Below are 4,893 nucleotides of genomic sequence, written 5' to 3'. Positions count from 1 at the left end.
GTCGTGGCGGGGGAGGGTGGTGCCGAGGAGGTCGCCGTCGAGGTCGTGGTCGGGGGCGAGGAGGATGCCGCAGCGGCTTTCGCGGGCGCGTTGGGTCCAGTGGCCGTAGGCGCGGCGTACGGCCTCGGCGCGGCCGGCGGCGATGAGGTGGGTGCCGGGCCGGGCCTCGTTCAGCCAGCGCTCCAGGACGCCCTGGTCGTCCTCGACCGTGTCCGCGTCGTCGACGAGGAGGAGAGTGGGGCCGACGTGCGGGGCGAGGGCATCGTCCAGCTCCGCGTAGTCGGTGACGAGCGCGGTGAGCCCGGGCAGCTCGCGCAGGGGCGAGCGGCGGGGGGCGAAGGCGATCACGGCAGGGGGGTCGGCCAGGGCCGTCAGCCGGCGGGCGAGGGTGGTCAGCACGGTGCTGCGGCCCGACCGCTGCGGCCCCGCGATCAGCGCGTGCTCCCGCTCGTACAGCCGCAGGGCCGCACCGCCCAGGGTGTCCGCGTCCATGCCGACCGGGAGGTACCAGGGCTCCGCCGTCACCTCGGGGGCCTCCACGGTGGCGAGGGGCACATCGACGGGCAGCAGGCCGACGCGGGGCGCGGTGGTGACGGCGTCCGGCCAGTGCGCGGCGCAGGCGGCGACCGCGGCCGGAAGGTCCTCCCCCGGCAGGGCGATCTGGACCACCTGGCTGGTCGCGGCGACCAACGCGCGGCCGGGCACATACGTGGGCACCGCCTGGCGCCGCACGTCGAAGTTGCCGTACTCGCCGGGGTCGGCCAGCCGCATCAGCAGCTTCTGCTGGGTCAGCGCCGACCAGGCCGCCGGCACCGCGCCGGCCCGGTCCGCGGTGACGGCGAACCGGATCCCGACGGCCGGACCGTCGGCGTAGACCCGGGCGAGTTCCTCCATGAGGTTCATGCCGGCCATGTCCTTGTCGAAGTCCGACAGGAGCGCCCCCAGGTTGTCCAGGAGCACCAGCCAGTCCGCGGCCGGCCCGTTCGGGCCGGTGGCCGCGCCCCGTGCCTTGCGTTCGTCGAGTTCCCGGCGCAGCAGCCGGATGAGGCGGATCTGCCGCTCACGCTCGGCCGACCCGACATACGCCCCGGTGTGCGGCAGCCCGGTCAGCGGCTCCAGGTCGCCGGCGCCCAGGTCCAGCGCGAACAGATGGCACCGGTCGGGCGGCACGGAGCCGGCGACGGCCAGCGCCAGGGAGGTGAGGGCGGTGGTGGTGCCCGAGCCGCCGCTGCCGTAGATCAGGAGGTTGCCGGCCGCCGGGTCCCAGCCGACCGGGTACTGCCGCTGCCGCTCGGGGTCGTCGGCGAGGGCGTAGACGGGCAGGCCGGGGGTGTCCGTCTGGAGGCCGCGTTCCGCGACGGCCGGCAGGTCGGCGGTACGGATCTCGGCGGGCAGCGGGTCCGGCCAGGGGCGGCGCGGGGCGTCGAAACAAGCGAGTTCAGACGCCTGCTGGGCCGCCGCGACCAGGCGCCGCAGATCGGTCTCGCCCTCGGCGTCCGTCCCTTCCGGCCCGAGGGACGGCGCGCCGAGCAGGAAGGGAGCCGCGGTCACCGGTGCCGTCACGGCCGTCTCGGGGGTGACACCGGTGGACAGGGCGGTCTGCACCGGCAGCACCTCGCGGGCGCTGAGCCGGTAGAAGGCGCGTCCCCACTGGCGGCTGCCGATTCCCGCGGCGGCCGAGTCGTCGATGACGTCCTGCGAGTCTCCGGTGGACTCCAGCCGGAGCGCGATGCGGAGCTTGACGTTGTTCTTGATGGCGTCGTTGACGGAACCGGCCGGCCGCTGGGTCGCCATGATCAGGTGGACGCCCAGGCTGCGTCCGCGCTGCGCGATGCCGACCAGCGCGTCCACGAAGTCGGGGAGCGCCTTGACCAGCGTGGCGAACTCGTCGATGACCACGGCCAGCCGCGGCATCGGCTCCAGATCGGTGCGCCCGCCGTCCCGCAGCCGCTGGTAGTCGCGCACATGGCTCAGGCCGGTCTCGCGCAGCAGGCGTTCGCGGTGGTGGAGTTCGGCCTCCAGGCAGCGCAGGGCGCGTTCGCTGAGCTGTTCGTCGAGGTCGGTGACGAGGCCGACGGTGTGCGGCAGGGCGGCGCACTCGTCCAGGGCGCCGCCGCCCTTGTAGTCGACCAGGGCGAAGGTGAGGTGTTCGGGGTCCGCGTCGATCGCCATGCTCGCGATGAGCGTGCGCAGCAGCTCGCTCTTGCCGGAGCCGGTGGTTCCGGCGATCAGCGCGTGTGGGCCGTCGTCGTCCAGGTCGATGGTGAACCGGTCCCGCTCGGTGACGCCCAGCACGGCCTGGACCCGGAGCGCGGGCACCCGCTTCCTCCAGTACGCGGCCACCCCGGCGCCGTCCACGCTCGGCAGGTCCAGCAGCGGCAGCAGCGAGATCCGGTCGGGCAGGCCGGCGCCCTCCACCCGCAGCTCGGGGTCCTCGAAACGGGCCAGCGCCCGGGCCACCTCGCGCGCCTCGGACGCCGGCAGCCCGTCCAGCAGCACCCGCTCCACGCCGACACCCAGGGCCACGTCGCGGACCTGCCCGAAGCCCTCGGACGAGGCGGTGACCACGGAGGTGCACAGTGCGGGCAGCCGGGTGGTCAGGACGATGGCCCCGCAGCGTACGGCGGTGCCCGCGATCAGGTCCCGCAGCCGGTTGGGGCGTCCCTCCAGCAGGGCGGCGCCGTCCACCACCACCAGCAGGACCGGTCCGGTGTCCGGCTGCGAGGTGCCCTCCCGGGCCGGCGCCGCGGCGAGCAGGTGCTGGGCCAGCATGTCGGCCTGCTCGGGGCCGACCGCGATCAGCCGCGTGGTGCCGGACCGTACGTCGGCGCCGTGCGGCAGCCACTTCGTCCAGTCCCAGTCGGCGAGCCGGTCGGCGTCGGTGAAGACCGCCACCGTGACGTCCGCGGGCCCGCTCCCGACCACCGCCTGGCACAGCAGGGACCGGGCGGCGGCCAGGCACACCCTGCGGTTGCCCGTGAAGCCCACGGCCTCGCCCGCCGAGACACCGACCACCACCGGCACCTGCCGCAGTACGGCGTGGCGCGCGAGGACGGCCGCGGCCTCCGGCGCCGGCTCGGCGGAATCGCCGTCCAGCGGCGGTATCCAGGGCAGGTCGGCGGTGCCGACCGCCACTCGGAGGAAGTCCGGCGCGGCCGTACGCCGCTCCCACAGCCCGGTGCCGGGGGCCGTCGCCCGGTACAGCACCTCGGACGGATCGGGGTGGGCGGCGCGGCGGACGCGGACCTCCTCGGCGTGCCGCCGCTCCACCGTCCGCTCGAACTCCTCCAGCTGGGCGGCGTACTCCCGGGTCCCGCGGCGCAGCGCGGACCTGCCGCGCAGGCGCTCCTCGGCGAAGTTGCCCAGGAACATCAGCGGGGTGAGCGCCGCGATGGCCGCGTAGCGCGGGTCGCCGGTGAGCCAGATCGTGGCGGCGGCCAAGGCCAGCGGGCCGAGGAGCGCGGCGACGCTGAACGGGGCCTTGTGCGCACGGGCCGGCGGCTTGGGGACTGTGATCGGCAGGCTGAGGTCCGGCTGCCCGCCGCGCGGCGGCCGGTTGAACGGCAGCGTCCCGCCGGGGCCGGCCTCACGGACGGCGTTGGTGCGCTGCACCGGGCCCAGCCGGTCCGCGGGCAGCACCCGGACGAGGAGTTCACCGCCGATGGACACCAGGTCATCGGCGGTCACCGGGACCGCTCCGCGAGTACGGGCGCCGTTGACGTCCGTACCGTTGGCCGAGCCGAGGTCCGTGACCGTGACCCGGCCGTCGGGCCGGACGTCGAACGCGGCGTGGTTCCGTGAGACCCCGGTGGCCGCCACCCGGACGTCCGCCTCCGCCCCGCGCCCGAGGACCGTACGCCCGGCCGTCAGCGGGATGGCGCGGCCGGCGTCGAGCCCGCCGGTGAGCCGCATGACCGCCACGGGTTTGCGCAGGCCACCGGCGTGGAGGCCGCCGGCGCCGGCCACCCGCGCCCCGTGCACCAGGCCGGACTCGTTCAGCGGTGTCCCGGGCGGCGACACCCGGCCGTCCACGGCCAGTACGTGCCCCGGCATGCCCACCGCCGCCGCCAGATCCGCGAGGGTGGCGTCCGGCCGCCCGAGGCGCACCTCCACGTCCCACTCGCGACCGTCGTCGACACAGACGATCCGCACCGCGCGCCGCCCCCCATCGATCCTGAACTCCCCGAAGACCACTGTGCCGACGGCCTTGGGGCAGCGCATCGGCACCGAACGCACACCGATTGACCCAGCACGCAAGGCCGTTGCCGGTGACGGTGATCGTCGCCGCGGCGGGCGTATGTGACGTGTGCGGGTCGGCGGCGGCGCCTGTCGGGCAGGCCGATCGTCCTGGCGTACATGCGGTGGATGAGCCGTCAGGCGCCTGAGGTCCAGGCCGATCGTCCTGGCGTACATGCGGTCGATGAGCCGTCAGGCGCCTGAGGCGCAGGCCGATCGTCCTGCGGCGTATGTGACGTCAACGCGCCGTCAGCGGCGTCTGAGGCGCAGGCCGACGAAGGCGAGCCCCAGGCCGGTCAGTTCCATTCCCACGCCCATCGGCAGCACCCGCACCACCCTGCCGGGAGGCGACGCGGCATAGCGGCCGTCATCGTCCGACGCGGCCCGGTCGGACGGGTCCGTAGTCAGGGAGGGTCGGGCGACGGGCATCGCGCGGCCGGGCCGGACCGCGGTGGACGAGGGGTGCCGGACCAGGTCGTAGCGGACCACCGAGGTCTGCTCCGGGGAGACCCGATCGTCCGGGCCCGACTCCTCCGGGGACGGCGCCGGCGAGGTCGGTTCCGCCGCGTACCGGTCCGGCGAGCTCTGCCGTGCCGCCGGTCGCCGCTCGCCGTAGCCGGGCGGGCCGGTGTCCCTCGGGGCGGTGGTCTCCGTGGG

At 75.5% G+C, this 4,893-nt stretch carries 1 protein-coding gene and 1 pseudogene; both read right to left on the bottom strand.

Translation table 11 applies throughout. The features are described from left to right. Nucleotides 1-4,236, bottom strand: a 4,236-nt coding sequence (locus E4099_RS29025; RefSeq protein ID WP_245245280.1) for a type VII secretion EssC family protein, incomplete at its 3' end; no start/stop codon positions are given. 249 nt (nt 4,237-4,485) lie between these two features. Further along, a pseudogene (locus E4099_RS33305) lies at nt 4,486-4,893 on the bottom strand (hypothetical protein); the annotation flags it as partial.

The organism is Streptomyces palmae, from assembly GCF_004684805.1.
GTDB classification, from domain to species: domain Bacteria; phylum Actinomycetota; class Actinomycetes; order Streptomycetales; family Streptomycetaceae; genus Streptomyces; species Streptomyces palmae.
The sequence above is the reverse complement of the archived record's forward strand: the minus strand, read 5'-3'. Positions and strand labels throughout refer to the sequence as shown.